Origin of the sequence: Paenibacillus sp. FSL H3-0321, from assembly GCF_038002865.1 — a bacterium.
Taxonomy (GTDB): domain Bacteria; phylum Bacillota; class Bacilli; order Paenibacillales; family Paenibacillaceae; genus Paenibacillus_AQ.
In genome coordinates, this window is record NZ_JBBODH010000001.1 from 616,704 (window position 1) to 635,721 (window position 19,018).

Annotated in this window: 22 protein-coding genes and 1 riboswitch; of the genes, 2 read left to right on the forward strand and 20 right to left on the reverse strand. The window is 49.2% G+C overall.

The genetic code is table 11. From position 1 onward, the window contains the following. Nucleotides 1-205: 205 nt before the first annotated feature. The 4 genes from pstB to MHI45_RS02450 form a co-directional block, all read right to left on the reverse strand. Nucleotides 206-982, reverse strand: coding sequence for a phosphate ABC transporter ATP-binding protein PstB (gene pstB / locus MHI45_RS02435; RefSeq protein ID WP_038592650.1), 777 nt, complete (start codon nt 980-982; stop codon nt 206-208). 37 nt (nt 983-1,019) lie between these two features. Beyond that, a complete protein-coding gene (gene pstA, locus MHI45_RS02440; RefSeq protein WP_038592653.1) occupies nt 1,020-1,916 on the reverse strand; it encodes a phosphate ABC transporter permease PstA in 897 nt (298 codons plus the stop codon). Further along, nucleotides 1,913-2,815: a phosphate ABC transporter permease subunit PstC gene (gene pstC / locus MHI45_RS02445; RefSeq protein ID WP_076111141.1), complete on the reverse strand. Its 903-nt coding sequence runs from the start codon at nt 2,813-2,815 to the stop codon at nt 1,913-1,915. The genes pstA and pstC overlap by 4 nt, the downstream gene beginning before the upstream one ends. 101 nt (nt 2,816-2,916) lie before the next feature. Beyond that, nucleotides 2,917-3,870 (reverse strand): phosphate ABC transporter substrate-binding protein PstS family protein, encoded by a 954-nt coding sequence (locus tag MHI45_RS02450; RefSeq protein ID WP_038592658.1) that lies wholly within the window; start codon nt 3,868-3,870, stop codon nt 2,917-2,919. A 256-nt stretch (nt 3,871-4,126) separates the two neighbouring features. Between MHI45_RS02450 and MHI45_RS02455 the strand changes: the two genes are divergently transcribed. Beyond that, nucleotides 4,127-5,023 (forward strand): LysR family transcriptional regulator, encoded by an 897-nt coding sequence (locus MHI45_RS02455; RefSeq protein WP_076111142.1) that lies wholly within the window; start codon nt 4,127-4,129, stop codon nt 5,021-5,023. A gap of 225 nt (nt 5,024-5,248) precedes the next feature. Here the strand turns inward: MHI45_RS02455 and MHI45_RS02460 are convergent, their stop codons facing one another. The 11 genes from MHI45_RS02460 to MHI45_RS02510 all read right to left on the reverse strand — a co-directional run bounded on the left by MHI45_RS02460 (nt 5,249) and on the right by MHI45_RS02510 (nt 13,323). Next, entirely contained in the window at nt 5,249-6,082 is an 834-nt protein-coding gene (locus MHI45_RS02460; protein WP_076111143.1) for a class I SAM-dependent methyltransferase, read from the reverse strand. A 50-nt stretch (nt 6,083-6,132) separates the two neighbouring features. Beyond that, nucleotides 6,133-7,047 (reverse strand): DMT family transporter, encoded by a 915-nt coding sequence (locus MHI45_RS02465; protein ID WP_179091756.1) that lies wholly within the window; start codon nt 7,045-7,047, stop codon nt 6,133-6,135. A 301-nt stretch (nt 7,048-7,348) separates the two neighbouring features. Further along, complete coding sequence (locus tag MHI45_RS02470; RefSeq protein ID WP_076111145.1) at nt 7,349-7,534, reverse strand: hypothetical protein; 186 nt, start codon at nt 7,532-7,534, stop codon at nt 7,349-7,351. A gap of 4 nt (nt 7,535-7,538) precedes the next feature. After that, the gene (locus MHI45_RS02475; protein WP_076111146.1) at nt 7,539-8,381 is read right to left on the reverse strand and encodes a VanW family protein; all 843 of its coding nucleotides are present in this window, start codon (nt 8,379-8,381) and stop codon (nt 7,539-7,541) included. Then, entirely contained in the window at nt 8,378-8,896 is a 519-nt protein-coding gene (locus MHI45_RS02480; RefSeq protein ID WP_076111147.1) for a cysteine hydrolase family protein, read from the reverse strand. Before MHI45_RS02480 ends, MHI45_RS02475 begins: the two co-directional genes overlap by 4 nt. 179 nt (nt 8,897-9,075) lie before the next feature. Further along, entirely contained in the window at nt 9,076-9,798 is a 723-nt protein-coding gene (gene queE, locus MHI45_RS02485; RefSeq protein ID WP_256718120.1) for a 7-carboxy-7-deazaguanine synthase QueE, read from the reverse strand. Continuing rightward, nucleotides 9,791-10,273: a 6-pyruvoyl trahydropterin synthase family protein gene (locus tag MHI45_RS02490; RefSeq protein ID WP_076111149.1), complete on the reverse strand. Its 483-nt coding sequence runs from the start codon at nt 10,271-10,273 to the stop codon at nt 9,791-9,793. The genes queE and MHI45_RS02490 overlap by 8 nt, the downstream gene beginning before the upstream one ends. After that, nucleotides 10,273-10,935, reverse strand: coding sequence for a 7-cyano-7-deazaguanine synthase QueC (queC, locus tag MHI45_RS02495; RefSeq protein WP_038592673.1), 663 nt, complete (start codon nt 10,933-10,935; stop codon nt 10,273-10,275). The genes MHI45_RS02490 and queC overlap by 1 nt, the downstream gene beginning before the upstream one ends. Before the next feature lie 30 nt (nt 10,936-10,965). After that, entirely contained in the window at nt 10,966-11,466 is a 501-nt protein-coding gene (queF, locus tag MHI45_RS02500) for a preQ(1) synthase (RefSeq protein ID WP_038592676.1), read from the reverse strand. 170 nt (nt 11,467-11,636) lie between these two features. Beyond that, a riboswitch (PreQ1 riboswitch) is annotated at nt 11,637-11,680 on the reverse strand. A 114-nt stretch (nt 11,681-11,794) separates the two neighbouring features. Next, complete coding sequence (locus MHI45_RS02505) at nt 11,795-12,469, reverse strand: ABC transporter permease (protein WP_256718123.1); 675 nt, start codon at nt 12,467-12,469, stop codon at nt 11,795-11,797. A 5-nt stretch (nt 12,470-12,474) separates the two neighbouring features. Continuing rightward, nucleotides 12,475-13,323: an ABC transporter ATP-binding protein gene (locus MHI45_RS02510; protein ID WP_083675674.1), complete on the reverse strand. Its 849-nt coding sequence runs from the start codon at nt 13,321-13,323 to the stop codon at nt 12,475-12,477. Between the two features lie 155 nt (nt 13,324-13,478). Between MHI45_RS02510 and MHI45_RS02515 the strand changes: the two genes are divergently transcribed. Continuing rightward, nucleotides 13,479-13,814, forward strand: coding sequence for a hypothetical protein (locus MHI45_RS02515; RefSeq protein WP_076111152.1), 336 nt, complete (start codon nt 13,479-13,481; stop codon nt 13,812-13,814). An 81-nt stretch (nt 13,815-13,895) separates the two neighbouring features. Here MHI45_RS02515 and murB read toward each other — a convergent pair whose 3' ends face one another. The 5 genes from murB to MHI45_RS02540 form a co-directional block, all read right to left on the reverse strand. Further along, the gene (murB, locus tag MHI45_RS02520; RefSeq protein WP_076111153.1) at nt 13,896-14,807 is read right to left on the reverse strand and encodes a UDP-N-acetylmuramate dehydrogenase; all 912 of its coding nucleotides are present in this window, start codon (nt 14,805-14,807) and stop codon (nt 13,896-13,898) included. 186 nt (nt 14,808-14,993) lie between these two features. Continuing rightward, a complete protein-coding gene (locus tag MHI45_RS02525) occupies nt 14,994-15,803 on the reverse strand; it encodes a (2Fe-2S)-binding protein (protein ID WP_076111154.1) in 810 nt (269 codons plus the stop codon). Between the two features lie 44 nt (nt 15,804-15,847). Further along, nucleotides 15,848-16,654 carry an ABC transporter ATP-binding protein gene (locus MHI45_RS02530; protein ID WP_038592689.1) on the reverse strand — a complete coding sequence of 269 codons (807 nt, stop codon included), beginning with the start codon at nt 16,652-16,654 and terminating at the stop codon, nt 15,848-15,850. Between the two features lie 117 nt (nt 16,655-16,771). Beyond that, nucleotides 16,772-17,806, reverse strand: a complete 1,035-nt coding sequence (locus tag MHI45_RS02535) for a FecCD family ABC transporter permease (protein ID WP_076111155.1) — start codon at nt 17,804-17,806, stop codon at nt 16,772-16,774. Further along, nucleotides 17,803-18,864, reverse strand: coding sequence for a FecCD family ABC transporter permease (locus tag MHI45_RS02540; protein ID WP_076111156.1), 1,062 nt, complete (start codon nt 18,862-18,864; stop codon nt 17,803-17,805). The genes MHI45_RS02535 and MHI45_RS02540 overlap by 4 nt, the downstream gene beginning before the upstream one ends. Nucleotides 18,865-19,018: the final 154 nt, after the last annotated feature.

Genomic DNA, 19,018 nt, shown 5'->3' on the forward strand with positions numbered 1-19,018 from the left:
TGATCATACTCGTCAAGCCTATCCTGTATCTTGGAGTGAATGCGCTTGTTTGCTGTACAGCCAAGTCGAAACGGCCTCGCCGTCCTAAAAAGGACGGTATCCGTTTCAGCGAGAAATAGAAGGATAATTTATAGCGTGAAGCATATAACCCTTATATTTCAAAAAAGGCACCGCCCGAACGGGCAGTGCCTGTAGCTCTTTTCGATCAGCCGAAACGGCCCATGATATATTCCTGGGTCATTTGATTCTCCGGATTGCTGAAGACTTTCTCTGTCTTGTCGTATTCCACAAGTGAACCGAGGTAAAAGTATGCGGTAAAATCCGAAATCCGCGCCGCTTGCTGCATATTATGCGTAACAATAACGATGCGAAGCTCTTCCTTGAGTTCCTTGATCAGCTCTTCCACTTTACCGGTCGATACAGGGTCGAGTGCCGATGCCGGTTCATCCAGCAGCAGGATCTGCGGATTAACCGACAATGCACGGGCGATACATAACCGCTGCTGCTGTCCGCCGGACAACGCCAACGCTGAATCCTTCAGGCGGTCCTTAACCTCGTCCCATAATGCAGCACGCCGCAGACTGCTTTCCACAATTTCGTCCAGTGCCTGCTTACCTTTAATGCCGTGGTATTTTGGACCAAAAGCAATATTGTCATAAATCGACTTATAGAACGGATTCGGTTTCTGCCAGACCATGCCGATCTTTTGCCGCAGCTTGATCACATCCGTACCGTGAGCGTTGATGTCCACGCCGTCAATCCAGATGCTCCCTTTCGTTGTCGAACCGGAGATGTCATCATTCATACGGTTAAGTGAACGAAGGAAAGTTGATTTACCACAGCCCGACGGGCCAATAAGTGCAGTAACAGTATTCTGGCCAAATGGAAGACTGATTCCCTTTACTGCTTCATATGTGCCGTAAAATATGCTCAGGTCCTCTGTTTGAAATGATTCACGCACCACAGGTTCCGCTATTCCCATCTCTTACTCCTCCTAAAATGTTTCTATAATCAAAGTTTTAGTTCATTCTTTTGGAAGCAGTCAGCTTGCGGTAAATATATCTGCCGAAATATCTTGCGGCCAGATTGAAGATCAATACTGTAATAACGAGCACGGCCGAAGCTCCGGCTGCGATTTGTACGGCATCAGGCGCCAGCCCTTCGCTGTTGACTTTCCAGATGTGAACGGCCAGGGTTTCAGCCGGACGGAAAGGATTAAGCGGTGAAGTTTGACTAAGCGGATTCCAGTTGGTGAAATCCAGACGCGGGCTGCTCATGCCCGCCGTGAACATCAGAGCGGCCGCTTCACCGAAGACACGGCCAGCGGAGAGGATCGTACCGGTGATAATCGTCGGCAGCGCCACGGGTAACAGTACAGAGGTAACAATCTTCCACTTGGATAATCCAAGGGCAAATCCTGCCTCTTTCTGCTGCTTGGGCACTGTACGGAACGCCTGCTCCGTAATACGCACCATCAGCGGCAGATTAAATACGGTAAGTGCGAGAGCACCGGATATTAAGGAGAACCCCAGATTGAAGGTGTTTACGATCAATAACAGACCGAACAAACCTACGACAATGGAAGGGAAGGAAGACAGGACTTCTACGATCAGGCGGATAAAGTTCGTAAGTTTACCTGGACGTGCATACTCTGCCATAAAGATCCCCGCTCCAAGACCCAGCGGTACAGTTATGATCAGCGTCAGCACCAGCAGGAACAGTGAGTTGAACAACTGTGGACCCACACCTCCGCCTGCGCGGATTTTTTGCGGTGCGGAAGTCAGGAAATCCCAACTGATATGGTTTAAGCCACGGATCAGAATATATCCAAGCAATCCAACCAGAATGGCTACAATAAGTAATGCGAAAAAGACGATAACGGTAGTGGCAACCTTGTCTGCTGTTCTCGGCTTCAAATTTTATTTCTCCTTTCAAGCATTCTTACGATGAGGACAAAAGCAAAAGTCATCAGCATAAGAACCAGCGCCATACTCCACAGCGCATTATTGTGCGTTGAACCCATCGTTGTGTTCCCCATGCCAAGCGTAATTACGCTGGTCAAGGTTGAAGCCGATTCGAAAAGCGACCGCGGCACGAAAGGTGCATTCCCGATTACCATCTGTACAGCAAGGGCTTCACCGAAAGCACGGGCCATCCCCAGCACTACCCCCGTCATAATTGCAGGGAATGTAGTCGGAAGAATCACCCGGGAGATCGTTTGCCACCGTGTAGCACCGAGCGCAAAGGAGGATTCTTTTAAGTTTTGCGGCAAAGAAGCCAGCGCGTCTGCAGCCACGCTTGTAATCGTCGGCAAAATCATTACCGATAGGACAAGCGCGCCTGCAGCAACCCCGATGCCCTGACCTGGCAAGGTATTACGCAGAAACGGCACAATGACGCTCAAACCCACAAAGCCATAAACGACTGATGGGATACCTGACAGCAGTTCGATAACCGGCTGCAGCAGCCTTTTCCCCCAGCCTGGCACAATTTCAGTCATGAACAGGGCTGCGCAGATACTGAGCGGACTTGCGATAAGCGCCGCAAGCAGCGTAACCAGAAATGAGCCGGTAATAAAAGGCAATGCTCCGTAAGAGGGATTATCGCCTTCCGGGGACCATTTTTTGCCGAACAAGAAATCAGAAAGCTTAATTTCACCGCTGGTAAAGTTAGCAATCCCTTTGGACGCCACAAAATACACCATCGATACAATGATTACTATCAATAGGAGTACACAGAAGGACATATAAGAACGCCCGATAAAATCTTCGATATGATGTTTTTCAATTTTGGATTTCTTAGGTTTTACACTCAAGCTGCTCCCTCTTTCTAAAGTGAAAAGAGAGGCAGAAGGATTCCGCCTCTAATCACATGAAGTTCTAATGGATGAAGTCTGTAAAGCTTTTCAGCCAGGAATTACTTGGTTGATACTTTGCCTTCTACATCACGGGAAACCTGCATTTTCGAAGCCGGGATATATCCAAGCTCTACTACATCGCCGTTCTGCACTTCATCTGTCATGATGTAGTCAAGGAATGCTTTGACATGTTCAGCAGGCTCACCATTTGTGTACATGTGCTCGTAAGCCCACACCGGATATTTACCGGAGATAACATTGTCTACAGAAGGCTCAACACCTTCATAGTTCAGCGTTTTTACAGTTTCATCAAGGTAAGACAATGCCAGATATCCGATAGCCCCTGGAGTTTCGCCGATCATTTTCTTAACAGTACCGGAAGAGTCTTCTTGAATCGATCCTTCTTGGTCTTCTGTTTTAGTTCCAAGTGCGAAGCTTTCAAAGGTTGCGCGTGTACCCGAGCTTGCTGGACGGTTGATAATTTGAATCGCTTGATCCGCTCCGCCAACTTCACTCCAGTTCTTAATTTTTCCTGTGAAAATGTCAACCAGCTGCTGTTTAGTCAGGCTGTCTACTCCAGCTTTCGGGTTGCTTACTGCTGCAATCGCTACAACCGCAACTTGATGGTCAACGAGTGATTTTGCTTTTTCTGCATCTGCATCCTTCAGCTTCTCTTCTGCGAACACATCGGAGTTACCGATATCTACTTGCTTCTCAGCAACCTGAGTCAAGCCCGTGCCGCTTCCTCCGCCTTGTACTTGAATATCAACGCCTGCGTTTGCATCCATAAAGCCTTCAGCTGCCATTTCAACAAGTGGCTGAAGCGCTGTGGAGCCCGAAGCCAGAATCGATCCGCTTAATTTTGCGCCGCTGCTTTCTGTAGGTGTATTTGTCGCAGCTGCATTAGTTCCCCCATTATTAGTTGCCGCATTATTTCCTCCGTTACCGCATGCCGAAAGTGCTACTACACTGGTTAAAGCCAAAGCCATGATCCACGATTTTCTGAATTGCATTGTTGTTTGTTCCTCCTAAAGGTTTTGTGTGTGTCTGACCCATTGAATCTGCTTCTTACAAAACTCACTTTGGAAGCATTCCTCTGTGTGTATCTCTTATGACTCTTCCTATTCTAGAGCTCGTTCGTTAGAGAAAAAGCTTATGTTTGTAAAAAGAAAGATAAAAATTCTAATAGAAAATGTATAACAGTATAGATATAATCTATATTAAGAAGATGTTTTATTAACTTATTGCCATCCAGACCGGAGGAAATCCATGAATATTGTGAAGCTGCAAATTGTAGTCCTGATTGAAAAATATAAAAAAGTAACGGATGTCGCTGCCGAAATGGGCCTAAAGCAGCCTACCGTTTCCTTTCATATGAAAAGCCTTGAGAATGAGCTTGGAGCCTCCCTCTTTCAATACCGCAGCGGGCGTGTGCTGTTAACCGATGCCGGACGGGCGCTTTTTCAATACGCAGTTCGTATAGTTTCACTCGCTGCAGAAGCGGAGCGGAGCGTCAAACAGTTCTCCTCCCTCACATCAGGAAGCCTTACACTTGAGGCCGGGTATATGCCTGGTACTTACTTTGTTCCTAATATAATGTCGCAATTTATCAATCTTCATCCGGGGATAGATGTGTCGCTTACGATACAATCGGACCACCTTGTGCGCGAACGGCTGAGGGGGCGGGAGATCCAACTGGGGATACTGCAAGACAGTGATGGCGGAGATGACTCCTTTCATACACAGGTGGTTGCCCGGGATGAGGTTGTTCTTATATTTGCACCCGGTCATTCGTTTGCTCAAATTAAAGTGCTGTCCCCGGAGCTATTGGCGCAAGAGCCATGGATTCAGCATGATCCCGCTTCCAGCCTGAGAGGAACAGCCGACCAATGGGCACAGCTGAACAATGTGCGTGTATGGAATAATACTGTTGTTAATTCGCCGGAGGCCTTTAAAAGGATGATTAGTGAAGGCGGAAATGTGGGACTATTCTCCAAAGCAGGGGTTGCAGACGAGGCGGCCTTAGGCCGTTTAAGTTATGCTCCGCTCCCGGGGATTTCGCCCGGGCTTGTGACTTATGTACTGGCTTGGCGAAAGGATTATACCTTAACTCCCTTGCAGCAGGCGTTTGTGGAAATGGCTGCTGCTGAGAGCGTGTTGGTATGATAACAGTTAATTGTATTTATTTAATGTCATTAACTATATGATTAATTAATGATGTGAATTAAATAAACCGGTGCTCCACTCAGGCTGATTGATTCAGCTCAAAGCAGACCACCGGCTCTATGTGAGGTACATTTTCTCATTTATTCATGACATTAACTATCTTTCGATTTTCCGCAGAAACGCCCACCGTCCTTAAAAGGACACCAAAGCTACTCCATCGTAAAGTCAACGTTTCTCTGCTACCAGCGTAAACGTCTTGGGAATTCCTTTGTCGTAAACCTCAGAAGACAGGTTGGGCTCCTCCACCAGTTCTCGGATGAGTAGACCACTACCAGCGGCTGCCGTAACGATCTCCCCCAAAGTCCAGCGCCGCCAATAAACAACACTATGCTTCTCACCTGTCTGACCGCCTGAAGCAGGCAAATACTTCGAGTAAGACACCTTTTTCTCTTCCATAGCCGTATCGAAATAATCGCCGCTTACCTTGTGCTTCCGTACTTTAGCGGTTGATCCTTTGGAAGAAATCAGCTTGGTCGTTACCGGATGAAAGTCGCGCAGCACGAAGGTTCCCCCCGGAGCCAGCAGACGGCAGACAGTATCCATAAACGGGGTCAGGTCGGTGAAATAATGGACAATCCCCATTTCAGCGAAAACAATATCATACGTGCTGTCCAGCACTTCGTCCGGCAGCTTCAGCACATCCGAAACGATATAGGACAGCCCGACTCCGGCTTCCTGCGCCAATTCCGCCGCGTACCGGGCGTTGGCTTCCGAAAAATCGGCAACAGTCACTTCAGCTCCCAGCAACCCAAGGGCTACCGCCTTCATGCCGTTCGAGCCCATCAGATTCATCATCTTCTTCCCGCGAACCTCACCGAAATAAGCGTTTAACGGGAACAGCCGGGACACTGGATCTTTAGACAACTTTGCTGCTGCCTCTGACGGAGTGCCAAATCTGCTGGTCCATGCGGCATAGGTATCCTCATTCCAGAGTTCTTCACTGGAAGGCGCAGCTCCCGGATTGTCTTGCGGTTCTTGCTCTAAGTCTTGATCATTCATACTGTGAAATACCCCTTTAGGTTGATAAGTTGTCTGTTAGAATGTGTGCTTTAGGAGATGCTGGTCAGAGCCTCACTTCTCTTCTCCGCTTTCCTTCGTCCTGCATACAAATAGACTGCAAGCCCCCCCATTACCAATACACCGCCGGCCCATTGGAGGATTGTCAACTGTTCGCCAAGCAGCAGAAAGGCCAGAATACTTGCGCCAACCGGCTCTCCTAGAATATTCATCGAAACGGTAGTCGCCGAAGCGTACTGCAGCAGCCAGTTAAACAAAATGTGGCCGAATACGGTCGGGACGATTGCCAGCAATACGAAGATTCCCCACTCCCTTGGCGGATAATCAAAGAACGGAATGCCCGCCAGCAGATTGTATATTGCAAAAACAATAGCCGCTGCGATAAATACAATCAGGCTATACAAATACGATGGCATGCGGGCTACCAGCTTCTGTCCGATCAGCAAATGAGCGGCAACTGCTGCTGTTCCGCCAATGGACAGCAAATCACCTTTTAAATTATCGGAGGACAGGCCGATATCTCCCCAGCCAATAAATACAACTCCAAAGATCGCGATGGCAAGCCCCGCTATGGCGGACATGCTGTTTTTTTCTTTATACAGCAAATAGGCTCCCAGCATAATAAACACCGGCTCCAGTGCCATAATCATCGTCGAGCTGGCTACAGAGGTGAATTTCAGTGAACCCATCCATAGTAAAAAATGCAGAGCCAGCATCGCCCCGGACACAACCAGCAGCAGCCAGTCTTTCCGGCGCAGGGCAAAAGCGGCACCGCTGTAAGGCCGGGCAAAGGGCAGCATCAATAGAGAGGTGAACAGCAGCCGGTACATCCCCTGAACCGAAACCGGAGCGGATGACCATTTTATAAAAATAGAAGAAAAAGAAATAGCCACAATTCCAATCAGCATCAATAGCGGAATGGGAACAGGCGGTTTTTTTGAAGTCACGGCAGGCATCCTTTCGGCTCAGATAAAAGTCACTTATGTAAATTTACCGCAGAATCCGGAAAAATGCAGCTTTTTTCATGAAAATTCGCAACAAAGGCTGCAGCTTCCTGAAAAACATCAAAGGCATGGCCTCCCGGCCTGCGGCGGAAACCCATGCCTTCGTATATTTGATTGATACAATCCTCTTCCTTGTCTCCGAACACCTGGTAGCCATGCTCCGCTCTGCTGATTGGCTAGCAACATACTATGTTATAACCCCAAAGTCGCGGTGTTTATCCGTTATCCCCCCGAAGTCTCTTTCCTAGATGCCTAAATATTCAAAGAAATCGAATATTCCTTGTAGTACCAGCCAGCCTGCAAGCGCAGCCGCTGCCAATAGAGCAGCAAGTAACACAGCCCATACCCTAATATTGCGTTTCAGTCTGCTTGAGCGTCCCATTCCCACTTCATCATCTGACTTCCAGTACCAATCACCGTCAAGATTCATCGGTTCATCGCCCTTCCGTTAATTCTGTGGGCGGATGCAGCAGCGGAGAGTACATCATCAGGGCATGATTTTCGGCTACCGCTTCATCCCCTGCAAGCTCGCCGCTCCGCGTAAATACTCTGCGGCGGATGCTGTTGCTGCGGACATAACCGCCCCATGGCTCCAGACGGATAACATGATCAGCCTCGTATACCTCATAATGATAAAGCTGCTTGTCATCGCATCTCCATTCGCCGTACAGGTGAGTATCATCCAGGTGCAGCTTCAACTGATATGTCCGGTCTGTATTGTTCTGAAGCTGCAGATCCAAATAATTATATGCACAAGTAGCCCCGCTGCCGAAAGGTTGTGTCCGCTGTTCGTCGGGAAATACATCATAGCTGTGGCGGTGCCGCTCGGTCACGGTCAGCGGGGTGTGCAGCGTCATCCAGTAGATCAGATTGGACAGCTGGCATAATCCGCCTCCTGTGCCGGAACGAAAACCACCGTAATATAGAACCATTCCGTCCAAGTAACCTTTGCGCCGGGTTGGCTTGCCGATCGTTTGCCAATACGAGAAGGTCTCTCCTGGAGAGATCACCAGACCATCCAGCCTGGCGACGGCCAGACGCAGATTTGCAATCTTATTGTACTGTAGCTGCATGTCCACATTTCGCAGTCTGCGCAGGAGCGGGGTTGAATGCCCGGCTGCCTTATAGGGCAATGCCTCAGACCGATGTTTAGTTGCCTTGTTCCCGCGCCGGATAAACCATGTCCAGTATCTTTTCCAGGTAAAATATCGCTTGCCGGCGAACAATCTCAACCTGGACCGGCGCACTGGCTTCATCGCAGATTTCCCTGCATTCATTGGAATTCTACCTCACGCTCCGGCCGAAGCACGGCGAATCTCCCGCCCAGTACTGAATTATGATGTCTGACAATCTCTTCACCGCTAAAATTGGCATTGCCGAAAGTGCTATGCGCATCCTGGACCAGTACGCTGGAATACCCCATGCTGTAGGCCCGTCTAGTGGTTGTATCGACACAGAATTCGCTTTGCATCCCGCATATGACAAGATCGGTCACACCCAAACGCTGCAGCTCCTCATGCAGCCGGGTACGGTGAAAAGCATCCCAAGTCGGCTTCTCGACGATGGAGTCTTCCTCCTTCGGCGTAATTCGGCTGCTGATCTGCCAGGTGGGCAAACCCTTCGTATATTCCTCATCCTCGGTATGCTGGATATAAACAACCGGGACCCCTGCGGAGCGGGCTTTATTCAATAGTGATATAATCCGGTCCATCACGCCTCCTTCATCATGCAGCTTCACATCATAAGAGAACATGGCTTCTTGGACATCGATAATTAATAAGGCTGTTGTCATGTATGCTCCCTCGCTATTCCCTGATTTTTCAATAATTATACCAGAAGAATATGTGAAGAATCCCCTTGATATTTTACAAATTCATCTTCAAACATTATGAAATTGTCATCTCTTTATATAATTTCTTGTACAACAAAAAACCGGGCCTCTGCATAGCAAAAGTCCGGTTCGAATCCTGATTATTTCCCTCGTTTATTATGCCAGATGAGTGCATGAAGCTGAGGGAGTACCCGCGCCCGGTTCATCTCCGGATCGACGATCACCTGATTAAACAGCCATTCCAGTCTACCCAGCAGACGTACGGAAATGTCACCTTCCTCCGTTACATCTTCATTGCCCGGCTGCAGGAAAAGTGGTACCTCAGGGTATCGTTTATGCACTGCTTTGGCATATTCATAATCGCCTTCGTTAAAGACAACCACCTTCAGGCTGTGGGCAGCTTTGCCTTTATCATGCAGCTTCCCCATAATACCATCGAGGATCTCCCAATCTGTCTTCATGCCAGAGCTTGGCGGCTTGGGGCTGATTGTCAGCACATCCACATCGTTGAACCATTCCTGCCAGCGGCTGCCCTGCGTTTCAATTGCTGCTTGAATGCCCCGTTCGTGCAACCCCATGATGAACGTACCCATCGCCTCGCCAATTAGTGCAGGATTGCCACCGGAGATGGTTACACAGTCGAAATTATTTCCGGCTAGTGAGAGCAGCTCGGCCATAATTTCCTCTGGCGTAAGCATCCGCACCTTATCCTTGGCCGAACCGTCCCATGTGAATGCGGAATCGCACCAGCTGCAGCGATAGTCACAGCCATAGGTACGGACGAACATGGTTTTCACTCCGATAACCGCGCCTTCCCCCTGGATGGTTGGGCCGAACATTTCTATCACCGGAATCTTACTCACAGTCACAACCCCCATGCATACGGTAGGAGGGTCCATCCTCCGGAATGTCCTCAGCCAGCACCTCCGCCCAGGAAGTGGGCGTCTCCCACAGCTTAACGGAATATAGCGGCAACGCCGCCTGCTTCAGCTTGTAGGCTATATAACATGCCATGTTCTCCACCGTCGTGCGGAAAGAGAGCAGTGCTACCTTCGATCCCGTATTTGTCAATGTATCCAGCACAGGCTCGTTGCCCATCGCCAGAAAAGCGTGATCCAGCCGGTCGACCAGACTCTGCTGTACCGTGCTTTTAATATCGCTGAAATCAATCACGAAGCCTTCGTCCGAATGCCCCGCCTCTACGGAAGGTTTGCCCTTCAGCACCACCTCAAGCTTGTAGGTGTGGCCGTGGAGATTGCTGCATTTTCCCTTATGTCCAATCAGCTGATGTGCAGCGTCAAAAGTGAATATTTTACAGACCGATACTTCGCCCAGCATTATAAGCCGACCTTCTTTCTCTCAGCCACATATTGCTCAAGGCCACGCTTACGAAGTAAACAGGCCGGGCAGGTACCACAGCCGCTGCCAATGATACCGTTGTAGCAAGTCAGTGTGTGCTGACGGATGTAATCAAACTGGCCCAGCTCGTCGGCCATCTTCCAGGTTTCTTTTTTATCCAGCCACATTAGCGGTGTATGAATGACAAACTCATAATCCATGGACAGATTGAGAGTTACATTCAATGATTTCACAAACACATCGCGGCAGTCTGGATACCCGCTGAAATCGGTCTGGCATACGCCGGTGACTATATTGGCATACCCCAGCTGCTTCGCCAGAATTGCCGCAAAGGACAGGAACAGCAGGTTCCGGCCATCTACAAAGGTGCTGGGCAATTCATCCCCTTCACCGGATACAATTTCTATATCATCACGGGTCAAAGCATTGGGGGCCAGCTGATTCAGCAAGCCCAAATCAAGAATATGCTGCTTCACATTGAACTTGGCGGCAATTTCCTTCGCAACCTCAATTTCAGCGGCATGGCGCTGGTTATAGTTAAAAGTAACGACCTGAACTTCCTCGAAGTGCTGAATAGCCCATACGAGGCAGGTTGTACTGTCTTGTCCGCCGCTGAATACGACGAGCGCTTTTTTATTCATTTCACACTCTCTCCTCTCCACGATCTGGGATCATCGGTTATCCACTTTTTCTGGATATAGGTCATGATTAATCAGCCGGTGTTCGGCCATCGCCTCATATTTGGTTCCCGGACGCCCCCAGTTGCAGTAAGGATCAATGGATATTCCGCCGCGCGGGGTGAATTTGCCCCATACTTCGATGTAACGCGGCTCCATGAGCGAGATCAAGTCATTCATAATAATGTTGACACAGTCTTCATGAAAGTCACCATGATTGCGGAAGCTGAACAGATAGAGCTTCAGGGACTTGGACTCGACCATCTTTTGTTCCGGAACGTACGAAATGTACATCACACCGAAATCCGGCTGTCCGGTTACAGGGCACAGGCTGGTGAACTCGGGGCAATTAAACTTCACAAAATAATCGCGGCCGGGATGTTTGTTGTCAAACACCTCGAGAATTTCCGGATCATAACCGAATTTGTACTGCGTCCCTTGATTGCCCAGCAGGGTGACCTCTTGCATTTCCTCTTTCAATCTGCCTTCTGACATGACAAAAAACCCCTCTCTTTTCCCCCGGCTTACTGCCGGAACCGGAAAGAAGAACGAGATTTCGAAAACATGGCCCTACTAAGAAATTACACAGCATAGCAGGAAATAAGTATAGGCATCTCCCTATACTCCCTTAAGCCCCTTTCAACCGGAGACTTTCTATGCATCAAGATGTCTTAGTTTTTTATAGAGGGAGTTTGCGAACCTCTCCTGCGATGTACACGCAGACTTCTTCTTAAGCTTTTTATTAACGTCTTGAACTATAACATGATTGGCAGAAGATTGACAACCCTTAAGAATTTGCCTGCTAACAGACTAATTGCCATTACTACTCTTTGCCGGTTCTCCAGATCCATAGTGCCAGAACGGTCATCCACAGCGGGAGCAGCAGACTCTCGAAAAGTAGCGGGCCGTCACCGTTTAGAATACGATTTAAATTTTCCACGATTTCAATGCTTGGCAAAGCGGCGAAGAACGGATAAGTCCAGTCCGGCAGTGCCTGATATACGGAAGCAAGCAGGAAAAAAATAACCATGACCGCAGAACTGACGGCAGAACCATTCTTAGAAGAGTCGATCTTCAATCCGATGATCATTCCAACCTCTACAAAAAGGATCCCTCCAGCCAGCATATACGGAAATACCAACAGCAATTCTGAGGCAAATCCCTGATTGAGCAGAAATACAACTGTTTGCGACAAGACAGAAAACAGCAGAACTGTCAAACCTTTCGCCACGATAATCTGTCCTCTGCCAAGCGGTGATATAAGCAGCGCATCAAAGGTTTTACTTTCCCGTTCTTCAATGAGACCCGGACCGGTCATCATGATACCTACCATAACCTGGGCGAACAAAATCCACGTAGACAGCAGCATAAAGTTAATCCCGTTTTTGTCCATGACCGAGATGATGATTTTGGACATAAAAATCGGCAGCATCACGAGGATAATTATAGAAGGGTTGCAGAGCAAATCCTTGCATTCATGACGGATCAGCTTCATCACTTGACTCAACTCAGCTCACTTCCCGTCAGGGCGGCGAATACGTCAGCCAAAGAAGCTTCTTTGCTGTGCAGGCTGATAAGCTTCCCGCTCGCCATAAGCTGATAAATGTGGTCTTTCGTCATCTCATCTGCCAATGGCCAGGATGTGCTCATCACTTTATCCTCCTGCCAATATTCAGCTTCTATCTCTGCCTTTCCGTAAGCCTTTTTCAAGCTCAGCGGGTTACCCAGTGCCACCAATCGTCCTGCATGCATAATGCCTACACGGTCGCTTAATTCTTCCGCCTCATGCATATCATGGGTGGTGATAACAATCGTGGTTCCTTCATCCTTAATCCTCATTATGTATTTCCTGATTAGCGCCGCCGAGTTGGGATCCAATCCGCTTGTCGGTTCATCCATGAACAGTACTTTGGGCCTGTGCAGCAAGCTTCTGGCGATTAACACACGCTGTTTCCAGCCTTTGGACAAGCTGCCAACCTTGGATTTCTGTCGTTCCTCCAGTTGCAGGCTGCCAATCACTTCATCCACCCGACCCTTTGACACACCGTACAAATCGGCAAAAAGTTCAAGGTTGTCGCGGATCGAACTGCGTACATAAAGATTTGGCAGCTCAAAGACAACCCCGATTTGAGCGTGAACCTTCTTTTTATGTTGTGAAATATTCATGCCATTAATTAATATTTGTCCTTCACTAGGCTGAAGCAGGCCGGTCATCATCCGAATGGTTGTTGTTTTCCCCGCCCCGTTGGGGCCTAGAAAGCCAAATACTTCCCCTTCCCCCACTGAAAAAGACAGCCGGTCTACCGCCCGCTTCTCCTGAAACGATTTCGATACCTCCGTAAGCTGAATCAATGGCCTACCCACCTTTGCCTAAAGTTTGCTTTCCTTCAAGCTTATTCGTAGAAATTGAGAATATCCCAAGGAACTGTTTCAGAAATATGGATTCAATTTCAACGAAAGGGGTAACTTAGAATTAATAATCTCTTAAATAAGGATGGGATCAACGTATGGATCAAACGGTACAGAAGCTTATAGATTGGCTCGATGCTCACGCAAACAAAACCATTGTAATCAAAAAGCAGGAGCTTGAAGATCTCGATACAGTCCACTTTCAATTGGAAACCGTAGAGTACCGCACTGCTGAGGATACGATCGATGATTATCTGGATGATGCGCTTATCTTAAGGGGCTCAGGCAATACCCTGAATGCGGATGGTGAACTTGTGCCGCTTCCACAGCATAGCTATGAAATTGCCGTCAGCGGACTACATTTGGATAATCTTGGTGAAGGTAACGCGGAACTCCAGACAGCTAGAGCCAAGTATGCTCTCTCCATAAGCTAATCAGAATACTGAGAGCCCACTGCACATGTCTCTATGCAAAGAAAGGCCGCGGTAATTGCTCCCGCGGCCAACGAAATGAAGTTATTCTTCTCCGATAATTTCCACTTCAGTCTCCAGCTCGACTCCGAATTTATCCTTCACTGCAGCCCGCACATGCTGAATGAGTCCGATATAATCGCTCGCAGTGGCATTATCTGCGTTAACAATAAATCCGGCATGTTTACGTGAGACTTCCGCACCGCCAATCCGGGTCCCCTGAAGCCCGCTTTCCTGAATCAGCTGTCCGGCATAACGGCCCGGCGGCCGTTTAAAGACACTGCCGCATGACGGATATTCCAACGGCTGCTTGGATTCACGCAGATAGGTCAATTCATCCATGGAAGCTTTAATTAAAGCAGAATCCCCCGGAATCAGTGCGAATCTGGCTTCCAGCACGATATATTCACCGCTCGCAAAGACACTTTGTCTGTATCCCCACTGAAACTCATCCCCTTGCAGGGTGACCAGCTGCCCTGCCTTATTGATAGCAAGCGCACTTTGCAGCACATCCTTAACTTCCCCTCCATAAGCGCCAGCATTCATATAGAGAGCACCACCAACTGTTCCGGGGATGCCGCAGGCAAACTCGAGACCTGCCAGCTCCTGCTCCAGGGCATACCTGGATACATCAATGATCTTGGCACCGCACTGGGCGTATAGAAGATCTCCTTGAATCCCCATACCGTTAAGGCCTGAGGTCTGCAGGACGATCCCGCGGATTCCACCGTCACGGATAATTACATTTGAACCATTTCCCAGTACTGTGAGAGGAATATCATTCTTCCGGGCATATGTAACAATATTTTGAATTTCCTCATAAGTGGCAGGTTCAGCCAGTATATCTGCACGGCCGCCCATTTGGGTGAATACATAATCCTTAAGCACTTCATGGCTTTTTACCGTACCGGCAGGAGCCAGTTGCTGCAGATCCTCTTGAATTTCGCTGATATTCATCCTTCATGCTCCTTTTACGCTATGAAAATAATAAATCTTACCTTTTATAATGTTTATGTTGATCCAGCTTTACATTGAACTATGGCAACCACAACTTTAACAACGAACAGGCTCCCTTGTCAATGACGGGAGCCTGCTGCGGTATGCCTGCAATTTTTAGTATGAAACAATTCTTACAGTTATATCCTAAACCTGCGGTGACGCAGCTTGAATGCGGTATTCGGCTCTACGTGTGGCCCGTTCCTCTTCTTTCAGACGGGGGCAGGTATAGCAGACACTTCCGCCTTCAGTTCGGTAATACAGACAGCAGCGGTTACGCATGTGTACCCTCTGCTCTGGATCGGCAAGGGATTCGATCTTGCGCACCTCAACTTCAAATGGATTTCTGGGAAGCTGGAACACTTCTGCAGCCAGGCCTTTCCTTAGACAACTGTAGTCGTCCTGCACATGAATCAGAAATTCCTTATTGCTGCTACCTGCTGCAAGCATTTCAATATAATAGTTGAACTTAGAGGGGAGCTGTCCCCAGATCTCTCCCAGTCTCAAACCACTGGCGGCAGACATTGCATGCAGCAGCGGGCTTGCTGTGTTCCTGTAGAACTCTGTGAACACTTTATTACGCCAAGTAACCCGACCCTGTTCGTCAGCAGGCGCTGGATCTATCACCCAGGAATCCAAGGAGAAGGCAACGCGGCAATACCCGCTCGCCGGAATGAGATGAATGCGCAAATTAGATAAGTTGATCACCGGAACATTGGAATATAACGAGACCGAATATTGTACTGCCAGCGCCACGCTGGAGAACCAGCCGCCGAAGTATGCAGCCACAGCCTTATCGTCCAGCGCCTTCATCAGCGGTCTGTAGCAGTCCATAAATGCTCTCATACCCTCTACACTAATCAGATCCTGCGCTGTAAATGAATACCTCGCCTCGTCTGGGGGAGATGGATAAAGATCAAATTTGCTGCCTATGTCTTTTATCTGTGCCTCATTCATTTCGTTTCCTCCTTAATTCCCCCAGCTAATCCTTCACTTGTAAATTACATGCCGACAGCTTTATAAGCAGCAAGCTCGTAAGGAAGGCATAAAGGTACACCTGTACGCGGATCGGGAACGATATCACATTCGATTCCGAATACTTTGCGAAGCACATCTGGTGTCATAACCTCCATCGGGTTCCCTTCGCTGATTACGGTGCCCGACTTGATCGCTACCATATGCTGCGCGTAACGGGAGGCATGGTTCAAATCATGCACCACCATAATGATCGTGCGGCCCTCTTCCTGGTTCAGCTTCTGCAGCAGCTGCAGTACTTCCAGCTGGTGAGCCATGTCAAGGAACGTGGTCGGCTCGTCAAGGAACAGGATATCTGTCTGTTGTGCCAGAGCCATGGCAATCCAGGCACGCTGGCGCTGTCCACCGGAGAGGCGGTCGATTGGACGATCATGGAACTCTTCCATCCCGGTAACAGAAATCGCATTGGCAATAATCGCCCGGTCTTCAGGAGTCATGGTGCCGAAGCCCTTCTGATGCGGGTAACGCCCGTATCCAACCAGTTCGGATACAGTCAGTCCGTCCGGAGCCGTCGGGTTTTGCGGCAGAATGGCCAGTTGACGAGCCACTTCTTTAGTAGATAGGGTATGAATTGATTTGCCGTCGAGCATGACATTGCCGCTCTTAGGCTTCATAATCCGTGCCATCGTCTTGAGAATCGTGGATTTCCCGGAGCCGTTCGCTCCTACCAGCGCTGTAATCTTCCCTGTTGGGAGTGACAGGTTCAACCCTTTAACAATCGTAGCCTCCGCATAACCAATACTCAGCTGTTCTGTATTCAAACGTTCCGACATGATCTTCACTCCTTGAAAGTTTTATGGAGCATGTGCTCCTTTAAGATTAACGACGCAATAAAACTGACTTCGTAAGCATTCGCTTAGTTTTATGGAGCATTTTGCTCCTTTAGTTAATCAGGCTTTTGATTTGGCCAGTAAATATAGGAAATAGGGAGCGCCGATCAGCGCAACTACAATACCTGTCGGTATTTCAGCCGGCTGCAGAATCCAGCGGCCAATAGTATCCGCGGTAAGCAGCAGCAGCGCACCGATTAAGGCACAGGCGGGCAGCAGCACCTGATGCTTCGGTCCAACGAGCCTGCGGGCGAGATGGGGCGCAATCAGCCCCACAAAGCCTATGCCGCCGCTTACGGCGACACAGGAGCCGGACAGCGCGACTGCGGCGGCCAGCAGCAGAATGCGTTCCTTCTCCACCGGCATGCCCAGCCCGGCCGAGGTTTGGTCCCCGAGGTTAAGTACATTCAGCACCCGGGCTTTGTAGAACGCAAATGGCAGCAAGATGGCTATCCAAGGTGTCAGCGCAAGCACAAATCTCCAGTCGCCGCCCCAGATTTTACCGGCCATCCAGATCGCCACAAACTGATAATTCTGCGGATCCAGCCTTAACGACAGGATCAATTGGAAAGCATAGATGCCTGCACCTACAGCGATCCCGATAAGTATCATTCTTGTCGGCGAGAGGCCATCCTCGCGCCGGAAAGACAGGAAATAAATAAGTGCAGCCGTAAGACTTGCTCCGGCCAGCGCCAGCAGCGGAAGAACAAAGATTGGAGCTGCCGAGGTTGCCGGAACAAATGAGATAAAGATAATCACCGCAAACCCGGCACCGGCATTAATCCCCAGTGTGGAAGGCTCTGCCAGCGCATTGCGCGACAAGCTTTGCAGAATGCAGCCGGAAACCGCAAATCCTGCGCCGACAAGCAGAGAGATCACTATGCGCGGCAGCCGGAAATCAAAGAGAATCAGCTTTTGCTGCTGCGTCCCCTCTCCAAGGACTGTGTGTAAAACATCCAGCGGTGATAATCGCATTAACCCCGTGTTCATACTGACAATAAAGATGACCACTATAAGAACCGCAAGTGAAGTCAATATGGCTGCTTCCCGGGTACGGCGTTGTTTCCCGGTGGGTGAGTGCAGAGCCCTGCTCATGACAGCCCCCCTTTCCGTTTACTCGCCAAGTAAATAAAGAACGGCACGCCGATCACTGCGATTAAAGCGCCTAGCGGTGTTTCATAAGGCGCGTTAATCATTCTGGCCGCAATATCAGCAAATACAATCAGTAGACTGCCGAGTACTGCAGAGCAGGGAATAATCCAGCGGTAATCGACGCCAACCAGATAACGTGTAATATGGGGGATAATCAGCCCCACAAAAGCAATCGGTCCAACCGTCGAAACCGCGGAGCCGGCGAGAATCACTACAATAATAATCCCGGCTGTTTGCACTAGCCTGGTCCGCTGTCCAAGTCCCGCCGCTACATCGCGTCCGAGACTAAGGAGCGTAATGGATCGGGAGAGCAGCAGAGATCCTATCAGAGCTGCCGCAATCCAAGGAAACAAAATACGAAGCTGTGTCCAATTGGTCCCGCCGATCCCGCCTGCCATCCAGAAAGCAATATCCTGTGACAGATGAAACAGAATCGCGATTCCCTGGCTCAAAGCCAGCAGCATAGCACTTACGGCGGCGCCGGCAAGGGTCAGACGCAGCGGGGTTAAGCCGCTATGGGAGAGCGAGCCAATCCCGAACACTAGAATGGCTGCTGCTGCTGCGCCGATGAAGCAGTACAGCATGATGTAGAGAAAAGAAGCAGATGGCGCAAAAGCAAAAGCTAACGCCAATCCTGCGCCGGCACCGGCATTCAGACCCAGTAAGCCGGAATCTGCCAGCGGATTGCGGGTCATGCCCTGCATGATTGCTCCTGCGACGGCGAAACAAGCACCAACCAGCGCTCCAGCCAAAGCACGGGGAATCCGCAGCTCCCGAATAATCTGATGCTGCTGCAGATCCGGATTAAACCGGAAGACTGCCTCCCATACCGTCGCCAGTCTAATATCCGCGGCACCCACCGAAACGGAAAGTGCCAGACCAAAGACGACAGCGGCAAGGCCGATAATCAAAATTACTACCGCAGCAACAGGCCTTGTCTTCAGCGGTTGATCTCCTGACGGATTTGTATTGCTAGTTATATAACGTGTGGATGACACCATAAGTCTTCCCCTTAATAGGATGAGTTCAATGTTTTCAATGAGAACAACTATCATTCTCATTATCGCAAATATCTGAATTATGTACAAGCTTTCACAGCTCGCACTTTCACTGTGAACGATTAAGTCAAAGTCCTAAAAAAAGGTGCAGGTCATT